Below are 18,291 nucleotides of genomic sequence, written 5' to 3'. Positions count from 1 at the left end.
TTCTTGTAAAATCATTATTTGCGACAAACAGAATGTCCGTAATTCCATAAAGAAGTATTTTTCATTCTTATTCATCCATGTTACGATGGAGGAAATGGGTAGAAATGAGGGCACCTCATGCTTGGAATACTATCTGCTGGAATCGCTCCTGGTGCAGCGTTATTAAGCTATTTTTATTTAAAAGATCAATATGGGTCAGAGCCCTTTTCAGTTGTGCTAAAAACTTTTTTGTTTGGCGCAATTTTAGTGTTTCCTCTCGCCTTTATCCAATATATATTTGCCGCGGAAAATATCGGCCAATCAGAGTTTATTAATGCGTTTGTGCTGACAGGTTTTTTAGAAGAATTTTTTAAATGGTTTATCTTAATTTATACTGTGTATCAGCATGTAGCATTTGATGAGCCGTATGATGGAATTGTATATGGAGCATCTGTTTCACTGGGATTTGCAACCGCAGAAAATATCGTTTTCTTATTAGCTAATGGCTTAGAGCATGCACTTGGTCGTGCGTTTTTACCGGTATCAAGTCACGCTTTATTTGGGGTTATTATGGGATTTTATATTGGCAAAGGGAAATTTACGTTACAGTCAAAGCGTAAATGGTTAGGATTGTCATTAATTATTCCGTTTCTTCTGCACGGAATTTATGATTATATTCTACTGATTCAGCAAAAGTGGCTTATGGTGATGGTTCCATTTATGATTTTCTTATGGTGGCTAGGCTTAAGAAAAGTAAAAAAGGCTCATCTATTAAGCACAATTCACTATCAAAGTGAAGTTCAAATCACTAACACCGAGTTTTCAACAAATAATAATATATTTCAAAGGATTGATCACCACGATTAATCCTTTTTTTGTTGTCGTTGTTTCATAACTTCTTATTTAGTTTTTTGCATAAAAACCCAGTCTCTACGAAAAATAGGGTTAAGAAAAGATTTCATCTGGGGGTAACTTCAATGAGAATAAACTTGGTTTTGATAAAATCACTCATTTTTGCACTGGTTTTATTGCAAATTGTTCTTTTTCAAGGGAAAGACAATGAAGTTAAGGCATTTACTGAGCAGGTCATTCAACGAGGTGCTACAGGAGAGGATGTTGTTGAACTACAATCAAGATTGCAATATATCGGCTTTTATAATGGGCGTATTGATGGGGTATTTGACTGGAAAACATACTGGGCATTACGAAATTTCCAATATGAATTTGGTTTACCGATTGACGGTTTAGCAGGAAAAGAAACGAAAGCAAAGCTTGTTAGTAAAACAAAATATGATAAAAAGTTTGTTAACAGCAATATCGATAAAGGTAATAAATTTAGCCATTATGGTGGGGTGGATTTAAGCAAACAATCTGCACCAGCCAAACCAAAGACTCAAGCGCCAGCACAACCGAAGGCTCAAGCACCAGCACAACCGAAGGCTCAAGCACCAGTACAGCAAAAGCAAGCCCCACAAGCACAACCAAAAGCTCAAGCGCCAGCGCAGCAAAAGCAAGCTGCACCAGCGCAACCAAAAACACAGGCACCAACTCAGCCGAGAACACAAGCAACACCGCAGCAAAATGCACAGATACCAGCACAACAAAAGCAAGCTGCACCAGCGCAACCAAAAACACAGGCACCAACAAAACCAAGAACACAGGCAACACCGCAGCAAAAGCAGGCAACACCGCAGCAAAAGCAGGCTGCACCAGCACAACCAAAGGCTCAAACGCCAGCACAGCAAAAGCAGGCTGCACCAGCACAGCCAAAAACACAGGCAACACCACAGCAAAATGCGCAGGCACCTGCGCAGCAAAAACAACAGCCGACGAAACCAACTGCAGCAAACACGCCAAATGGCTTCTCGCAAAATGATATTAATCTTCTTGCCAATGCTGTTTACGGAGAATCTCGCGGGGAACCATATGTCGGTCAGGTTGCTGTAGCTGCCGTTATATTAAATCGAATTAATAGTGCTAATTTCCCAAACACTGTTTCAGGAGTAATCTTTGAACCAGGTGCTTTTACTGCAGTAGCGGATGGACAGATTTGGTTAACGCCAAATGAACAGGCCAAAAAGGCGGTATTGGATGCGATCAATGGTTATGACCCTACTGGTGAAGCGATTTATTATTTTAATCCAGATACAGCAACAAATGGATGGATTTGGTCGCGACCGCAAATTAAAAAAATTGGAAAACACATATTTTGTAAATAGTGAGGTGAATCGAGTTGCTTAGAGGAATATTTATTGCTGTATTATCATTAGGAATTGCCGGAACAGCTTATTGGGGATATCAGGAGCATCGCGAAAAAAATGCAATTTTGTTAAACGCAGAAAATAATTACCAAAGAGCCTTCCATGAACTGGTCTATAACGTCGATTTATTGCATGACAAAATCGGTACAACGTTAGCGATGAATTCAAGGCAATCTCTATCGCCTGCGCTAGCGGAGGTTTGGCGTCTTACCTCACAGGCGCATAGCGATGTTGGGCAGCTACCGTTAACGCTTTTGCCCTTTAATAAAACAGAAGAATTTTTAGCTCAAATCGGAGATTTTAGCTATCAAACTGCAATTAGAGACTTAGAAAAAGAACCTTTAAATGATAAAGAGTATGCAGCCCTGCAAGGTTTATATAAGCAATCAGCGGAAATTCAAGATGAGTTGAGGGAGGTCCAGCACCTCGTTTTAAAGAACAACTTGCGTTGGATGGATGTCGAAATGGCTCTTGCAACCGGTAAAGAAAGTGCTGATAACACCATTATTGATGGATTTAAAACAGTTGAAAACACTGTTGATGGTTATTCCGAAACAGACTTTGGACCAGCGTTTATTAACATGCAGAAAAAAGATGAAAACTTTAAGCGTTTGAAAGGAAAAACAGTTTCAAAACAGGATGCAATTGCAACAGCAAAGAAATATGCTGGTTTTACCAATGATGTTCAGGTGAAAGTTGAAAGCAGTGGAAAGGATTCAGATTATGGTTTTTATAGCATATCTCTTTTAGATAAGAAGAGCCGTCAAGAAGCTAATATGGATGTAACCAAAAAAGGTGGATACCCAATTTGGTTTATTACATCTAGAGATGTTGATGCCCAAAAAATTAGTTTAAATGATGCAACCAATAAAGCAATCGAATTTTTAAAGCAAAATGGTTTTGAGGACTTGGATTTATTTGAAAGTGCTCAATATGATAATATTGGAGCTTTTACTTTTGTAAGTAAACAAGATGACGTCCGAATTTACCCTGATTCAATAAGAGTCAAGGTTGCATTGGACAATGGTCAGTTGATAGGTTTCTCAGCAAATGATTATTTAAAATCACATCATACCAGAGAAATTCCTAAGCCAAAGCTAACAGTAGAGGACGCTAGAGATAAAATAAATCCAAACTTAAAAGTGATGGAAGATCGCTTAGCAATCGTGTTAAATGATGTTAAACAGGAAGTATTATGCTACGAATTTCTTGGTACTTTAGGTGAGGATACTTACCGAATTTATATTAATTCCGAGAGTGGTATGGAAGAAAAGGTCGAGAAGTTAAAAAATGCAGAACCAATCTATGAGGATGTTGTATAAGGAAAAGCGATTATGCTTTTCCTTTTTTTACGTATGTCAGAATAAAATTGTTCAAACCATTAACAATAGTAATAGCCATATAAATCGAAATGGGTGATGAATATGAAAACAGTTGAAAGAATTCTGATTAAGCTAATTGTAATCCAATTTGTATTTTTACTATTAAGCCAATTTATTTTTCATAAATTTGAGGTTTTGCCCGAGCTCCATCAGCTTGCGCGCTATGAAGGGGTATCTGAAGATAATTTTTCAGAAATACTCGAGACGTTTAACGGGCGTTAACTTCTCGTTTTACAGCGGGGAAACCCTGTTTTTTTTTGCATAATCATTCTGAAAATAAAATAATTATTTCTTAGATTTAATATGAATTGTGGTAAAATATATAGGTGTATATTTAATATGGTACAGCTTATGGAGGCATTATGACTAAAAAGATTTCAATTGCAATTGATGGACCTGCAGCAGCGGGTAAAAGCACAGTTGCAAAAATAGTAGCAGAAAAACTTTCTTATATCTATATTGACACAGGTGCAATGTATCGCGCCTTAACCTTAAAATCGATTAAAGAACAGGCAGACCTTCAAAATGAAGATGCTTTATTGACGATTTTAATGGACACGAATATAAACTTGTTGCCAGGCGAATCTGGTCAACTCGTCTATCTGGATGATCAAGATGTTACGTCTGACATTCGAACTTCAGAAGTAACCAATTCAGTATCAATTGTTGCCAAGCATCCGCTTGTGCGTAAAGAAATGGTCGCTCGCCAACAGCAGTTTGCAACTGAAGGTGGAGTGGTAATGGATGGAAGAGATATTGGGACTCATGTGCTTCCTCACGCAGAGGTTAAAGTTTTTTTATTAGCTAGTGTTGAAGAAAGAGCATTGCGTCGCCACAACGAAAATCTTTCCAAAGGTTTCCCTTCTGATTTGAATCAGTTAAAGGATGAAATTCAACTTAGAGATAAGCTCGACTCTGAGCGGGAAGCCGCACCGCTAAAAAAAGCGGACGATGCTTTTGAACTGGATACAACATCCTTGTCAATTGAACAGGTAGTGGAAGAGATTTTGGCTTTAGCCAATGAAAGGATACGATAAACTTGACCTTTTACGCATTTGCTCGATCTGTCTGTAATTTGGCACTTGCGCCGATTTATCGATACAAAGTTATTGGCAGAGAGAACTTTCCAACACAAGGTGGGGTATTGTTATGTGCTAATCATATTCATGCCTTTGATCCGATTATTGTTGGAATAAATGCTCCGCGTCCTGTTCATTATATGGCAAAGGAAGAATTGTTTTCTGTTCCGATACTTGGAAAAATTGTAAGGAAGGTTTATGCGTTTCCAGTTAAACGTGGATTAAGCGATCGAGAGGCATTACGTAAAGGGCTTTCTATCCTAAAAGAAGGCCATGTATTAGGCCTCTTTCCAGAAGGAACCCGCAGTAAAACTGGAGAGCTTGGTAAGGGCTTGGCAGGTGCTGGCTTTTTTGCATTAAGGACAAGTGCAGTTGTTGTTCCATGCGCTATTATTGGTCCTTATAAGCCATTTAAAAGGATTAAAGTGGTGTTTGGTGATCCGCTTGATTTATCACAAGCACGAAGAAATAAAATTTCGGCAGATGAAACAACTGAGCTTATTATGAAGGCAATTCAAAACTTGATTATTACCTATAAGTAGGCTTCTTTGCTTGACAAATAAACCTATTTATAAGAAGTTAGATAAAAGGGCTTTTTTTCAGATAATTTTAGCCTGTATTTATGGTGATGACTTTAGTCACATTCTATACTACTTTCAAGCAGTCATTGGATTAAGGAGGAGTACATATGGTAGAAGATATGAATCAAGTCGAAGTTTCAAATTTTGAAGTTGGAGACAAGGTAACAGGCCAAGTAACAAAAGTGGAAGAAAAACAGGTTATTGTAAATATCCAAAACAGTAAATTGGATGGAATCATTCCAATTAGTGAACTTTCCAGCCTCCATGTAGAAAAAGCGTCTGATGCTGTGGCAGAAGGCGATGAATTAGAATTAGTAGTTACTAAGGTTGAAGAAGACGCCTTAATTTTATCTAAACGTAAAGTAGATGCTGAAAAAGCATGGGATGAATTAGAAGCAAAATTTAATAGCGGAGAAGTGTTCGAAGCTGAAATAAAAGACGTGGTAAAGGGCGGACTAGTCGTTGACTTAGGTGTACGCGGCTTTGTTCCTGCATCATTAGTAGAATCATTCTTCGTAGAAGATTTTTCTGATTACAAGGGTAAAACCTTATCCTTTAAAATCGTTGAGCTTGATAAAGAAAAAAATCGCCTAATTCTTTCTCATCGTGCAGTTGTTGAGGAGCAAAAGGTAAAACAAAAGCAAAGCTTAGTGGAATCACTTGAAGCTGGTCAAATTCTAGAAGGTACTGTACAAAGAATCACTGATTTCGGTGCATTTGTTGATATTGGTGGCGTAGACGGATTGGTGCATATTTCGCAATTATCACACCAACATGTAGATAAACCAACTGATGTAGTGGAAGAAGGACAAAAGGTCCAAGTTAAAGTATTAAGCGTTGATCGTGACCATGATCGAATTTCATTATCGATTAAGGACACATTACCTGGACCATGGGCGGATATTGCTGGCCGTGCGCCTAAAGGTAGTACGTTAACAGGTATCGTCAAAAGACTCGTAAGTTATGGTGCATTTGTTGAAGTATTCCCAGGAGTGGAAGGCTTAGTTCACATTTCGCAAATTGCTCATAAACATATTGGCACTCCGCATGAAGTATTGAAAGAGGGTCAAGAGGTTAATGTGAAGGTTCTTGAAGTTAATGAGCAAGATCAACGTCTTTCTTTAAGTATTAAAGAGTTACTTGAAAAAGAAGTTGAAGAAATTGTTGATTATGAATTACCTGAAGAATCAAAGGGCTTCCAGCTTGGCGAAATGATCGGCGATAAGTTAAAGAATCTTAAAAACTAATGGTGATAATACGTGACTAGATCTGAACGAAAATGGGATCATATCCGTTTGGCGTTAACAACAGCTAACAAAAGACAAAATAGTTTTGAGGATATCGCTTTTGTTCATCGTAGTCTTCCTAACACAAGTCTAGATCAAATTAATATTTCCACAAAAATTGGTGAACTTTTGCTAAGTTCACCAATTTTTATAAATGCAATGACGGGTGGCGGGGGTCCTCGAACTTACGATATCAATCAGCATTTAGCACATGTGGCAAATGAAATGAATCTAGCGATGGCGGTTGGCTCACAGATGGCAGCATTAAAGGATAAACGGGAGCAGGAGAGCTTTCGCGTGGTTAGAAAAGTTAATCCAAAAGGGATTATTTTTGGGAACCTAGGTTGGGAAGCTACGGTTGAGCAGGCGAAACAAGCTGTCGATTTAATTGAAGCTAATGCCCTGCAAATTCATGTGAATGCTATTCAAGAATTAACTATGCCTGAAGGTGATAGGAATTTTAGTGGTGCACTATCAAGAATCGAAGCAATAATAAATTCAATCGGCATCCCAGTAATTGTGAAAGAAGTTGGCTTTGGCATGAGTCGTGAAACCGTGAAAGCCTTGGCATCAATCGGTGTATCTGCTGTAGATGTTGGAGGTTTTGGTGGGACTAATTTTGCAAAAATCGAAAATGAACGACGCAATCAACAACCTCTTTCATTTTTTAATGAATGGGGAATTCCCACTGCGGCGTCCATTGTTGAAGCAAAATGCGGTCGGGAGAATACGGCTATTATTGGCTCGGGAGGTATACGGACGAGTCTTGATGTAGCTAAAGCGATTGCATTGGGAGCAAATGCGGTAGGTATAGCAGGGCGTTTTCTCAAAATATTGTTAGAACAGGGAGTTGAGCCATTAATTGATGAGGTGACCCATTTCCATCAGGAACTTGCGGTAATTATGACTGCGCTTGGTGCAAAAACAGTCGCGGAGCTGCAAGCAGTACCACTTGTGATGCGTGGTGAAACTCATCATTGGCTTACCGAACGTGGAATGGACACAAAGCAATACAGCCAACGCGGTTAAGAGTCGGCTGACCTTACATTTATTGATGAAGAAGAAAGCTCGTCGAGATATCGACGAGCTTTTTTTCGTGTTTAGAATTTGTCTAGCCTAAGTGGCTAGGAGAGCTCGAGTCACATCCGCTTTTCGCCTTCATTCATTTTCCAAACTATATTTGGAATCATTCAATTTTCTAGCCTCTTCTGGGCTAGATAGCTTGGTTGACCCAGGATAATGAAGCGCTTGATCACGATCTGGCCCCGACCGGTTTCTTGCCCTCATCTTTTTTTCTTGGCGGTCCTTACCCATTTAATCCACCTCCTTCTCTTAACATGAATCAATCTTAAAAGTTTCATGCATTTGTGAATGAAGTACATAAACATGACCAATAATGGAAATGTTAGGAGGGAGTGTCAATCGAAGGATTGCTTTTTTATTGGGTAGCTTGGTTTTTTTTTGATTTTCACAACGTTTTTCGTAAAAAAAACGGAAAAATACCGTTTAAGCCTTTCGTTTTGTATATTGGTAACGATTATACTCGAGCCATACAAATTGACTGTATTAGGATTTCAAGCAAGTATAGCGCTTGTTTTTCTGTATTTTTTTGCCATCATACATATCGTAAAACTAAAAAAATTATCGTTATTATACACGCTTATTTGTTCATATATCATCATGATGTCTTACGCCAGTTTTTTATTATTTGAGCTATATGATCCAGTTTGGGTGTTGCTGGACCGGACTTGGTTACTTGGAGTAATCCTAAGCTATGTGTGTGTGCTGCTACACCAGAAAAATTGGAACCGAGTTTACATACTCGTTATTGGTTTGATTCAAGGTGACTTTATGTACTCGTTAGTTTTACGAAATATTGGAATTGGTTATTCAGTCGGTACAGAACGATTTTTTGATGTGTTAGCTGCATGTTTCATGGTTTTATTTATTTGGAGTTTTGCTGAAGCGATTATGATGAATCTCGATCAGTATTTAGACTCGCAAACAAGGGGGAAACATAAATCAACATGAATGAATACACCTTACCGGTAGCTTTTGGTGTTATGATTGGCACCTTAACTAGAATTTATATGCTGAGGACGGATTACCGACAATATCCAACTTACTTACATGGGAAAATAATTCACGTTGCGCTTGGGTTTATTGCGGCGGGGCTAGGAACTGTTGCAATTCCATCTATTCTCGAAGAGGAGTTTACGGCAATTACCTTCTTAACAATTGCCGCAAGTCAATTTCGTGAAGTTCGTAATATGGAGCGCAATACATTAACAGAATTAGACCGTTATGAAATGGTTCCGCGTGGTGCTACCTATATTGAAGGTATTGCGATTGCATTTGAAAGTAGAAATTATCTTGTGATTTTCACTTCGTTAGTCTCAACCATGGGTTATTTGTTTATGAATGTATGGGTTGGATTGCTAGCTGGTATTGCCGCATTGTTTCTATCTCGCTCATTAATGTCAGGTGGAAAAATCAGAGACATCGTCGAAATTGAATACAAAAAACCGAGGTTTGATGGTGCTGGATTGTATGTGGATAATATTTATATCATGAATATTGGCTTGCCGAAACGTCAGGAGGAAGTATTAAGATACGGAATGGGCTTTATTTTAACACCAAAAACCTTTGATGCCCGAGCAACGATTGCGAATTTAGGTCAACGACAGGCCATCCTGCATGATGTTTCAACAGCTCTTGGAGTTTACCGTGACTCAGGTACTCCTGCATTAGTTCCGTTAGCTAAAAGAGACCTGGATGACGGTAGAATCGGAGTATTTGTTCTGCCTCAGGAAAAGGATATCGATAAAGCTATAAAAATTATTGGTGCAGTGCCAACACTCGAGAATGCCATTCGAATGCCAACTGAAAGGAAAAAGGTGAAATCACCAGGGGGTTCGGAACATGACAATAGATAAATACATATTAGCTGTAGTGACAACCAATATAAATAAAATTCCGATTGGTACGAATGTATTTCAGTGTGAAACGAAAGAAGAGATGGAGAATATCGGCGCAAATCTTGAGGCAATTCTAGATGGAATTGCTCATGCGCTCTCTGAGGAATTAATTATCATTGTTAAACATTAACGGTGAATCCAAGATTATGATTGCTAGGAAGTTTTTCCTTTGATAAACTATTATAGTTAGACCCTTCTCATGTAGAAGGGTTCTTTTCTTATCTTATTAGAGAAGTTAATCTTAACTACAATAAATTTGGAAACTATTTTATAATTTGTCATAATGTTTTTAGGCAAGGAAAAGAAAGGGTGGTTTTTTTGGTAAAACCAGTTGTAGCCATTGTTGGGCGCCCGAATGTTGGCAAATCAACGATATTTAATCGTATTGTTGGTGAACGAATTTCAATTGTTGAAGATATTCCAGGTGTTACGCGTGACCGTATTTATAGCTCAGCAGAATGGTTAACTCATGATTTTAATATTATTGATACAGGTGGAATTGATCTTGGTGATGAGCCGTTTCTTGAGCAAATTCGCCAGCAGGCTGAAATCGCGATTGATGAAGCTGACGTCATTATTTTTATCACTAATGGTAGAGAAGGTGTCACTGCTGCTGATGAAGAGGTTGCTAAAATCCTCTATAAGTCAAAAAAACCTGTGGTGCTCGCTGTTAATAAAGTGGACAACCCGGAAATGAGAGACCAAATCTATGATTTCTATGCATTAGGTTTCGGGGAGCCGATTCCGATTTCCGGTTCACACGGTTTAGGTCTTGGCGATTTGCTCGATGAAGCAGCAAGGCATTTTCCAAACACAAAGGACAAGGAATATGGTGATGATGTCATTAAGTTTAGCTTAATTGGTCGTCCAAATGTCGGGAAATCCTCACTTGTAAATGCGATGTTAGGTGAAGAGCGGGTCATTGTCAGTGACATTGCTGGAACGACAAGAGACGCGATTGACTCCGATGTGACTGTTAACGGTCAACGGTACATCATTATTGACACAGCAGGAATGCGTAAAAAAGGTAAAGTGTATGAGACAACAGAAAAATATAGTGTACTTAGAGCATTGCGTGCGATTGAACGCTCAGATGTAGTTCTTGTTGTCATTAATGCAGAAGAAGGAATCATTGATCAAGATAAGAAGATTGCAGGATATGCTCATGAAGCGGGTCGTGCAGTAGTTATTGTAGTGAATAAGTGGGATGCGGTTGAAAAAGATGAGAAAACGATGAAGGAATTTGAGCAAAAAATTCGTGAGCATTTTCTATTTTTAGATTATGCACCAATCGTTTTCCTTTCCGCAAAAACGAAAAAGCGAATTCATACACTTATTCCGATGATTGATGTCGCAAGTGAAAATCACTCCAAGCGTGTACCAACTACCGTATTAAATGATGTCATCATGGATGCCGTAGCAATGAATCCTACACCGACGGACAAAGGAAGACGACTTAAAATATATTACACAACACAGGTATCGGTTAAGCCGCCAACCTTTGTGGTTTTTGTAAATGAACCTGAATTAATGCATTTTTCATATGAGCGTTTTCTTGAAAACCGCATTCGCGACGCGTTTGGTTTTGAAGGAACACCTATTAAAATCTATCCGAGAGAAAGAAAGTAACGGAGGGATATGAATGAACCGAAAACAAGAAAAGGTTGCGGTTATTGGGGCTGGAAGCTGGGGAACGGCCCTGGCAATTGTGCTCGCCGATAATGGTCATGAGGTACGTCTTTGGGGCCATAACGCAGACCAAATAGACGAAATCAATCAAACCCATTCCAATAAAAAATATCTTCCTGACATCGAACTTCCCGTTGCGATTAAGGGATACTCATCACTTGCGGAAGCATTAACGGGTCTGGAAATTATCGTTCTAGCTGTTCCAACAAAAGCGATCAGAGAAGTAATTAGAAAAATGGTTGCATGTAATCCTGAACCATTTACGATTGTTCATGTAAGTAAAGGAATTGAACCTGATTCGCTGTTAAGAATCTCAGAAATTATCGAACAGGAAATGCCTGAATCACTCTTAATGGATGTTGTGGTATTATCCGGGCCAAGTCATGCTGAAGAGGTTAGTTTACGACACCCAACAACTGTCGCTGTAACATCAAAAAATATGGTTGCAGCCGAAGCCATCCAAGATTTGTTTATCAATCACAATTTTCGCGTTTATACTAATCCTGACATTGTTGGTGTTGAAATTGGTGGTGCGTTAAAAAATATTATCGCTCTTGCTGCAGGTATTTCTGATGGGCTTGGTTTTGGTGATAATGCAAAAGCGGCATTAATGACAAGGGGGCTAGCAGAAATAGCTAGGCTCGGTACAAAAATGGGCGCCAATCCATTAACTTTTTCTGGTTTAGCTGGGATTGGTGATTTAATTGTAACTTGTACAAGCGTCCATTCACGAAATTGGCGCGCCGGCAATATGCTGGGTAAAGGCCAAAGCTTAGAAGAAGTATTGGATAATATGGGCATGGTGGTCGAAGGTGTACGTACGACAAAAGCGGCTTATCAGCTTTCAAAAAAATATGATGTAAGTATGCCGATAACGAATATTTTATATGATGTACTGTTTAATGGCGTTAATCCTAAAGCCGGGGTTGAATCTTTAATGGGTCGAATGAAAACTAATGAAATGGAAGATCTGGTCAATATTTTAGGTGAAAGAACAACAGATACAATTAATTAATGATTTATAGGCATTTCGACGATACTTATTAGCCTTCTTTGCATACAATGCAACGAAGCAACTGGTAATTTGAACCGGTGTTTGGGTGTTTTAGTCAAATAAACTGAAGTAAAGATAATGCCCCATCTTTACTTCAGTATTTTTTTGACTATAATCACTAAATTTCTCTTATTTTCGCTTGGTTTATTGGTGGGAAATATCGAAAACGTGTATTTCAATATCAAAAAAAGTCGAAATATTATTTTTTTATTAAATTCGTGTGATATAATACATTTCGAATGAAGGAGTGTGGAAAATGTCACAGTCGTTAATAAAAATGTGGATTTCGTTAGCCGGAATGGGTTTTATGTTTTTGTCACTGGGGTTTATTTATCTTAGTCGTTTTAAGCTTAAAGGGGCTTTTAAATTTATCACAGCTGTGCTTGCCTATGGATTAATGATTTTATCTGGACTAATTATCTTGTTTGTTGTATTAAGTGGACCAACTGAATAAAAAAATACATATTTGTAAGGAATGAGAAAATGAAAAAGATCATCCCTTTTTTCCTTATCATGTTTGTTAGCATTCTATTATCTGCATGTATGTATCCTGAGGAAGAACTGGCACAAAATAAAATACCGTATGAGGATCAAATTAAAGCCGTGCAATCGGCAATCAATCAATTCCGTGAAGCGAATAATGGGATTTTACCTATTAAAACGAAAGAAGCGGACACGCCTATTTATCAAAAATATCCGATTGATTTTAAGAAAATTGCACCACAATATATCGCTGAACCACCTGGGAATGCCTTTGAAAGCGGTGGAGTTTTTCAATATGTTCTAGTGGATGTTGAAAATGATCCAACGGTTAAACTTTTGGATGTTAGAATGGCGGAAACAATTCGTGAAGTGAAAATTAGAATACAATCACAAGGCTACCCGCCATTTAAGGAAAAAATAGCTGATAATCTGTTTACTATGGATTATAAAAAGCTTGGTTATAAGGAAGAACCATTCGTAGTTAGTCCGTTTACTCAGAAAAATCTACCGTTAATTGTGGATGGAAACGCAGAAATTTTTGTGGATTATCGGACCGATTTGTACGAGCTCCTTCAAAAGAGTGAGCACTCATACAAACAGGGCGATGATATTAGGGACTTGCTTGTAAAGAACTCTCATTTTGTACCAGCTTATTCGGTACCGTACACCATTGATGAGAAAACCAAAGATCCCATTTTCCTTGAAAAAAAATAGGACAAGCAAAAGCCTTTAACTAGATAAAATAGTCATAACCCTTTTTCTACAAAATATATTGTAGGAGAAGGGTTTTTTATTTTTGAAATCCTGTGCTTTAAAAATTACAGACGTAAAAAATGACTACTATTGATAAGTTTTAAGGCAAGGAGGTAAAAAAATAAACAAAACAGTCATAAGATGGTAGGACAACATCATAAATATATATTGTCTTATAATACCTAACAGGAAACGAACAGGATAGTCTTATCCCACTAACTCAAGATTCAGGAGGGGATCACTTGGAAAAGATAGATATTTTTAAAGATATCGCCGAGCGGACTGGCGGCGACATTTACCTAGGCGTAGTAGGAGCTGTGCGTACGGGAAAATCAACCTTTATCAAAAAATTTATGGAACTAGTCGTGCTGCCGAATATTAGAAGCGAAGCTGAACGTGCCCGTACCCAAGACGAACTCCCTCAAAGTGCTGCCGGAAAAACGATTATGACAACTGAACCAAAATTTGTCCCTAATCAAGCCTCCTCCGTTCATGTTGACGAAGGTCTTGAAGTCAATATCCGTCTCGTTGATTGCGTTGGATATACTGTACCAGGTGCAAAGGGATATGAGGATGAAAATGGTCCACGCATGATTACGACACCTTGGTACGAAGAGCCTATTCCGTTCCATGAAGCAGCGGAAATTGGGACGAGAAAGGTAATTCAGGAACATTCCACTATCGGTGTGGTCATTACAACTGATGGAACAATCGGTGAAATACCGCGTGCTAATTACATTGAAGCTGAAGAACGTGTAATTGATGAGCTGAAGGAAGTTGGAAAGCCATTTATTATTGTGGTGAACAGTGCACAACCACATCATCCAAATACAGAGGCATTGCGAGCGGAATTAGCTGAAAAATATGATATCCCAGTGCTGGCTATGAGTGTAGAGAGCATGCGGGAATCAGATGTGTTAAACGTATTACGTGAAGCATTATATGAGTTCCCTGTTTTAGAGGTGAATGTGAATTTACCGAGCTGGGTAATGGTCCTCAAGGAAAGCCACTGGCTTCGCGAAAGCTATCAAGAAGCTGTAAAGGAAACGGTAAAAGATATTAAGAGATTAAGAGATGTTGATCGAGTCGTAAACCAATTTAGTGATTTTGAGTTTATCGATAAAGCTGGTCTAGCGGGAATCGAAATGGGGCAAGGGGTAGCAGAAATTGACCTTTATGCACCAGATGATTTGTATGATGAGGTCTTAAAGGAAATTGTCGGAGTAGAAATACGCGGAAAGGACCACCTACTTGAACTAATGCAGGACTTTGCCCATGCGAAAACGGAATATGATCAGGTTTCCGAGGCGTTAAAAATGGTGAAGCAAACGGGCTATGGTATAGCAGCACCGTCGCTAGCTGATATGAGTCTTGATGAACCAGAAATTATTCGCCAAGGCTCAAGGTTCGGTGTGCGTCTTAAGGCTGTCGCTCCATCGATTCATATGATTAAGGTCGATGTGGAATCGGAGTTTGCCCCAATAATCGGTACAGAAAAACAGAGTGAAGAATTAGTTCGTTATTTAATGCAGGATTTCGAAGATGATCCGCTATCCATTTGGAATTCTGATATTTTCGGAAGAAGCTTAAGTTCTATCGTTCGTGAGGGAATTCAAGCCAAATTATCCTTGATGCCAGAGAATGCAAGATACAAGCTTAAGGAAACGCTTGAAAGAATCATCAACGAAGGCTCAGGTGGGCTCATCGCGATTATTTTATAAATAAGTGAAAATATACAAAGACTGACTTCGTGTCAGTCTTTTTTGTGGGTGTGCCAGGCATAGTCATATTTGGGTGGGTTAACTACTTTGGAAACTCAAATATGAAAACAGCAATGAATGAGATAGATAAGAAGCTTCGCTCTAGAATTAGAGTCATCATACGGAAGCAATGGAAGGTACCGAAGAACAAATCAAATCAAATCGTTAATTCAGCTAGGTATTCTAGAGGAAGAAGCAAAAGTATTACCTTTTTGTGGAAGAGGGCTAAGGTACATTGGATTATCAAAAGTTGTCCAAAGAGCAATCTCAAACAAAAGACCAAAGCAGAGGTGGCTCCCTTCTGCTTTAGACCATTATCTAAAAGTACACACTGTAATATAAATTGAACCGCCGTATACGGAACCCGTACGTACGGTGGTGTGAGAGAGAGGGGAGAAAATAATCACTTATTTTCCCTCTACTCGATTTTCAACCTCGGATTCGGGCACGTAGACAGGTTTTACGTGCCCAATTTTGTGTTTCAACCCCGGATTCGGGCACGAAGACAGTCTCTATGTGCCCGGATTTGTGTTTTGGTCTCGGATTCGGACACGAAGACAGTCTCTACGTGCCCGGATTTGTGTTTTGGTCTCGGATTCGGACACGAAGACAGTCTCTATGTGCCCGGATTTGTGTTTTGGTCTCGGATTCGGACACGAAGACAGTCTCTACGTGCCCGGATTTGTGTTTTGGTCTCGGATTCGGACACGAAGACAGTCTCTACGTGCCCAATTTGGTGTTTCAACCTCGGATTTGGGCGTAGACAAGCTCTACGTGCCCAATTTGGTGTTTCAACCTCGGATTTGGGCACGTAGACAATCTCTACGTGCCCGCTTTGCTAAGAGTGAAAATCAACTAAGGATTTTTTAAGCCTTTATTTCAAAAAAACATCGAAATTGACTTGTAAATAGGAAAAAGTAGAAAAAGTTATTACAATTATGTTTCAGAACATGAAAAGATTCCCATTATTTCGCGGATTCTGCTTGATTAGCGGTATTGATTGTGATAATCTTTTAACAGAATTAGCGTTATGGTAGCGTAAAACCTTATCAGTAAAGGGTTCTTGACGCTTTTTATTGTTTTTTATCTATTTTCTTAATATAAAGAACATAGACAAATAAATATTCATCATGACGTATAAAATTCTGCAATATTGTTTAGAAATGTAGGTAGTATCCTATTTTTACTGAATCAACCACTTTCGGGAGGAGGTGAAAAGCATGAACAAAACAGAACTAATCAGTGCAGTGGCTGAGGCTAGTGAACTTTCTAAGAAAGATGCAACAAAAGCAGTTGATGCTGTTTTTGATACTATTCTTGAAGCACTAAAAAACGGTGATAAAGTACAATTAATCGGTTTTGGAAACTTTGAAGTTCGTGAACGCGCTGCTCGTAAAGGACGTAACCCGCAAACTGGGGATGAAATCGAAATCGCTGCAAGTAAAGTTCCTGCTTTCAAACCAGGCAAAGCGCTTAAAGATGCAGTTAAATAATTACATAAACTTGCCTTGAGCGAATGCTTAAGCTGGAAAGACCGCTGGAAATCCCGCGGTCTTTTTTCGTAGAAGCCTAAAGTGTAATAAAAAATTGCGCAAAACTCGAAACTTGTCGCCTTTGCTTGTGATAAAATGGATATGCTAATATGTAACTAATTACAATCTTGTCGATAAATGAAATAAAGATTTGTATGGTTGTGTGTTTGGTCGTCATGACAATATGCAGGGGGTGATGCGAATTGGAAAGAAAAAATTCGCTTAATGGGGAATATATCGTGATAAAAGCAAATGAGGATGGAGTTAATGTGATTGGTTTAACTCGTGGAACAGATACAAGATTTCATCATTCTGAAAAACTGGATCGTGGAGAAGTATTAATTGCCCAATTTACCGAGCATACTTCAGCAATCAAAATTAGAGGGAATGCTAAAATAATGACGTGTTATGGTGAAGTTGAAAGCGAAACAAAAAAGTAAGAAGTTTTTTCAATAGGGGTACTGTGGAGAAGGTTTTTTTATATAATATGTATGCCCAACGGTATTGCTTTTATGTTATAATTGTGACTGCTTTGATTTGAGTTTCATAATAACGAATTGATATTCATTTAGGCAATTATCTATTTATTTTGACTGTACCTCCTATGCTAAGGAGTTTAATTTATATACTTTTGGGGAAACAAGGGTGATTATTTTGCATGATATTCAATCAAGATTAGCTGAGATGAAAGAGCTTGTCGGACAAAGAGCCTTCCATCCTTTTTTAATAAAAAATATTCAGACGCCTTTCTTTGATGAGGATAAAATCTTATTGCTCCTTTCAATGTTTGATCAGCTAAATTTACCTGATTATGAAAAACAAACATACATAACGGCAACCTTGTTAATCCAATTAGCCCTTGATACTCATGACCAAGTTCAAATAGATTCTATTGAGGATGACTTAAAAGGCCAACAGTTAACTGTATTGGCTGGGGATTATTTTAGCGGGTTATATTATAAGCATCTTGCAAGCGTAAACAATATTCAGTTAATCCGGGAATTGTCTAACAGTATTAAAGAAATAAATGAACAAAAAATATTTCTCCATGAACACAATTACCAAAATAGTACTAAACAAATTCTAGATAACCTGAGGAAGATTGAAGGATCTCTCTATGTGAAGCTTGCTGACTTTTTCCAAATTTCCAATTGGAATGAATTTACTGAGGTCTTTTTATTGGCGAAGAGATTGTTGCTTGAGAGAGAACGATTTTTGACAACTGGAACGTCAGTTAGTTCAGAAGCAGTAAAGAAAACGTTTCTGTATCAAGAACAACGTGGAAAAGAATTATCGGATGAATTGCACAATAATATCGTCCAGTTTTTCGATCAGTCTATTAGCCAAAGCATTGAGTTGGTGAATAAGCTCGCGAAGAAGCTACCAAATATAAATAAACTGCTTCTTATGCGGATTCAAGCGTTGAAGGACGAGCATCAAGCCGTGGTAAAAACTTTTGTGGAAGAAGGGTAAT

The 18,291-nt window shown here is 38.4% G+C and carries 21 protein-coding genes; 20 read left to right on the top strand and 1 reads right to left on the bottom strand.

Translation table 11 applies throughout. From position 1 onward, the window contains the following. Positions 1-117 precede the first annotated feature (117 nt). The 8 genes from prsW (at position 118) to fni (ending at position 7,597) form a co-directional block, all read left to right on the top strand. Entirely contained in the window at positions 118-846 is a 729-nt protein-coding gene (gene prsW, locus FXW34_RS09825) for a glutamic-type intramembrane protease PrsW (RefSeq protein ID WP_147533809.1), read from the top strand. 110 nt (positions 847-956) lie between these two features. After that, on the top strand, positions 957-2,198 hold the full coding sequence (locus FXW34_RS09820) for a cell wall hydrolase (protein ID WP_147533808.1): 1,242 nt from the start codon (positions 957-959) through the stop codon (positions 2,196-2,198). 14 nt (positions 2,199-2,212) lie between these two features. After that, the gene (ypeB, locus tag FXW34_RS09815; protein ID WP_147533807.1) at positions 2,213-3,562 is read left to right on the top strand and encodes a germination protein YpeB; all 1,350 of its coding nucleotides are present in this window, start codon (positions 2,213-2,215) and stop codon (positions 3,560-3,562) included. Positions 3,563-3,664: 102 nt separating this feature from the next. Beyond that, complete coding sequence (locus tag FXW34_RS09810; RefSeq protein WP_147533806.1) at positions 3,665-3,844, top strand: YpfB family protein; 180 nt, start codon at positions 3,665-3,667, stop codon at positions 3,842-3,844. A 140-nt stretch (positions 3,845-3,984) separates the two neighbouring features. Then, positions 3,985-4,659 carry a (d)CMP kinase gene (gene cmk / locus FXW34_RS09805; protein WP_147533805.1) on the top strand — a complete coding sequence of 225 codons (675 nt, stop codon included), beginning with the start codon at positions 3,985-3,987 and terminating at the stop codon, positions 4,657-4,659. 2 nt (positions 4,660-4,661) lie between these two features. Next, the gene (locus FXW34_RS09800) at positions 4,662-5,243 is read left to right on the top strand and encodes a lysophospholipid acyltransferase family protein (protein ID WP_147533804.1); all 582 of its coding nucleotides are present in this window, start codon (positions 4,662-4,664) and stop codon (positions 5,241-5,243) included. A 146-nt stretch (positions 5,244-5,389) separates the two neighbouring features. Further along, positions 5,390-6,529 (top strand): 30S ribosomal protein S1, encoded by a 1,140-nt coding sequence (gene rpsA, locus FXW34_RS09795; protein WP_147533803.1) that lies wholly within the window; start codon positions 5,390-5,392, stop codon positions 6,527-6,529. 12 nt (positions 6,530-6,541) lie between these two features. Continuing rightward, entirely contained in the window at positions 6,542-7,597 is a 1,056-nt protein-coding gene (gene fni, locus FXW34_RS09790; RefSeq protein ID WP_147533802.1) for a type 2 isopentenyl-diphosphate Delta-isomerase, read from the top strand. Between the two features lie 129 nt (positions 7,598-7,726). Here fni and FXW34_RS09785 read toward each other — a convergent pair whose 3' ends face one another. Further along, positions 7,727-7,882 carry a YpzI family protein gene (locus FXW34_RS09785; RefSeq protein ID WP_147533801.1) on the bottom strand — a complete coding sequence of 52 codons (156 nt, stop codon included), beginning with the start codon at positions 7,880-7,882 and terminating at the stop codon, positions 7,727-7,729. 147 nt (positions 7,883-8,029) lie between these two features. Here FXW34_RS09785 and FXW34_RS09780 point away from each other — a divergent pair, with 147 nt between their 5' ends. The 12 genes from FXW34_RS09780 (at position 8,030) to FXW34_RS09725 (ending at position 18,290) form a co-directional block, all read left to right on the top strand. Beyond that, positions 8,030-8,599 carry a YphA family membrane protein gene (locus FXW34_RS09780; protein WP_425457420.1) on the top strand — a complete coding sequence of 190 codons (570 nt, stop codon included), beginning with the start codon at positions 8,030-8,032 and terminating at the stop codon, positions 8,597-8,599. Then, entirely contained in the window at positions 8,596-9,504 is a 909-nt protein-coding gene (locus FXW34_RS09775) for a YIEGIA family protein (RefSeq protein WP_147533799.1), read from the top strand. Before FXW34_RS09780 ends, FXW34_RS09775 begins: the two co-directional genes overlap by 4 nt. Continuing rightward, positions 9,491-9,676, top strand: a complete 186-nt coding sequence (locus tag FXW34_RS09770) for a capping complex subunit for YIEGIA (protein WP_147533798.1) — start codon at positions 9,491-9,493, stop codon at positions 9,674-9,676. The genes FXW34_RS09775 and FXW34_RS09770 overlap by 14 nt, the downstream gene beginning before the upstream one ends. A 188-nt stretch (positions 9,677-9,864) precedes the next feature. Further along, positions 9,865-11,175 (top strand): ribosome biogenesis GTPase Der, encoded by a 1,311-nt coding sequence (gene der, locus FXW34_RS09765; RefSeq protein WP_147533797.1) that lies wholly within the window; start codon positions 9,865-9,867, stop codon positions 11,173-11,175. Positions 11,176-11,188: 13 nt separating this feature from the next. Then, the gene (locus FXW34_RS09760) at positions 11,189-12,250 is read left to right on the top strand and encodes an NAD(P)H-dependent glycerol-3-phosphate dehydrogenase (protein WP_147533796.1); all 1,062 of its coding nucleotides are present in this window, start codon (positions 11,189-11,191) and stop codon (positions 12,248-12,250) included. A gap of 295 nt (positions 12,251-12,545) precedes the next feature. Continuing rightward, the gene (locus FXW34_RS09755; RefSeq protein ID WP_147533795.1) at positions 12,546-12,743 is read left to right on the top strand and encodes a DUF2768 domain-containing protein; all 198 of its coding nucleotides are present in this window, start codon (positions 12,546-12,548) and stop codon (positions 12,741-12,743) included. A 29-nt stretch (positions 12,744-12,772) separates the two neighbouring features. Then, positions 12,773-13,486, top strand: a complete 714-nt coding sequence (locus FXW34_RS09750) for a hypothetical protein (protein ID WP_147533794.1) — start codon at positions 12,773-12,775, stop codon at positions 13,484-13,486. A 281-nt stretch (positions 13,487-13,767) separates the two neighbouring features. Next, on the top strand, positions 13,768-15,246 hold the full coding sequence (spoIVA, locus tag FXW34_RS09745) for a stage IV sporulation protein A (protein ID WP_147533793.1): 1,479 nt from the start codon (positions 13,768-13,770) through the stop codon (positions 15,244-15,246). Between the two features lie 101 nt (positions 15,247-15,347). Next, positions 15,348-15,632, top strand: coding sequence for a hypothetical protein (locus FXW34_RS09740; RefSeq protein ID WP_342780700.1), 285 nt, complete (start codon positions 15,348-15,350; stop codon positions 15,630-15,632). An 873-nt stretch (positions 15,633-16,505) separates the two neighbouring features. Beyond that, complete coding sequence (locus FXW34_RS09735) at positions 16,506-16,778, top strand: HU family DNA-binding protein (RefSeq protein WP_147533792.1); 273 nt, start codon at positions 16,506-16,508, stop codon at positions 16,776-16,778. Between the two features lie 242 nt (positions 16,779-17,020). After that, on the top strand, positions 17,021-17,257 hold the full coding sequence (mtrB, locus tag FXW34_RS09730) for a trp RNA-binding attenuation protein MtrB (protein ID WP_147533791.1): 237 nt from the start codon (positions 17,021-17,023) through the stop codon (positions 17,255-17,257). A 205-nt stretch (positions 17,258-17,462) separates the two neighbouring features. Further along, positions 17,463-18,290 (top strand): heptaprenyl diphosphate synthase component 1, encoded by an 828-nt coding sequence (locus FXW34_RS09725; RefSeq protein WP_147533790.1) that lies wholly within the window; start codon positions 17,463-17,465, stop codon positions 18,288-18,290. Position 18,291: the final 1 nt, after the last annotated feature.

Origin of the sequence: Bacillus marasmi, assembly GCF_902168435.1 — a bacterium.
GTDB classification, from domain to species: Bacteria; Bacillota; Bacilli; order Bacillales; family Cytobacillaceae; genus Bacillus_BU; species Bacillus_BU marasmi.
This window is presented reverse-complemented; position numbering and strand designations above follow the sequence as displayed.